Origin of the sequence: Methylobacterium aquaticum (assembly GCF_001043915.1) — a bacterium.
Lineage (GTDB): Bacteria > Pseudomonadota > Alphaproteobacteria > Rhizobiales > Beijerinckiaceae > Methylobacterium > Methylobacterium aquaticum.
In genome coordinates, this window is sequence record NZ_LABX01000125.1 from 1 (window position 1) to 875 (window position 875).

The following is an 875-nucleotide window of genomic DNA, read 5'->3' on the forward strand; positions in this document are numbered from 1 at the left end:
GCACGGCTTGCGACAGGCCCCTCGCGCGTCCGCACGGCGCCGATCGCCGCCTCGACCGTGCGCAGCTCCTCGGCCAAGGCATCATCGGCGCTGGCCTCGGCCTGGGTCAGCAGGGTGTCGCGCCGCTCCGTGAGGCGCGCCAGCTCCTCCCGGTCCTGGTCCGACAAGGTGAGGGGACGCGGATAGACCCGGCCGTGACTGTAGAACCCGGAATAGGGGAACGTCTCGAAGGACTCGACCCACCCCCAGCCCTCGGCGCTGATCGCGTCGGCCTCCGCCTGCATCTTCTCGGCCGCGAGGCGCGTCAGCAAGTCCCGATCGGCAAGCCACGCTCCGCCTCCGTCCTCGCTGAACAGGTCGCGGGTGACGGCACCGCCCGCCTCCTCGTAGGCCGGCACGGTGACGAACCGGGCGAGCTTATCCGTCGCCGGCACGTGCTCCGACAACAGGGCCATGCGGATACCGCGCGGGCTCATGTCGCGGAAACCGCCGCCCGTCCAGGCCTGCTCCTGCCGGGCGTGGTCGTCCACGACGGCGAAGGCGGTGAGCTGGTCCAAGGTCATGTCGCCGGCCCGATAAGCGCGGACAAGCGCAGGGGAGACGGCCGCGAGCTTCAACCGGCGCTCGACATGGGCGACGCTGATGCCGAAGCGCCGTGCGACCTCCGGGGCGTCGTGGCCCTCGTCGATCAACATGCGGAACGCCTCGAATTCGTCGGCCGGGTGAAGGGCGACCCGCACCACGTTCTCGGCGAGGCTCACCCGCTTGGCGTCGGCCGCAGTCGGGAGCACGATGCAGCGCACGGGCTCGCTCCACCGGCCCGCCTTTGCCAACAGCTTGAGGGCGGCGAGCCTGCGCCCGCCCGCCACGACGCG

Annotated in this window: 1 protein-coding gene; it reads right to left on the reverse strand. The window is 71.8% G+C overall.

Annotated elements, in window-relative coordinates; genetic code table 11:
- A partial coding sequence (locus VP06_RS16540) for a ParB/RepB/Spo0J family partition protein (RefSeq protein WP_425350920.1) occupies positions 1-803 on the reverse strand: 803 nt, incomplete at its 3' end.
- Positions 804-875 lie beyond the last annotated feature (72 nt).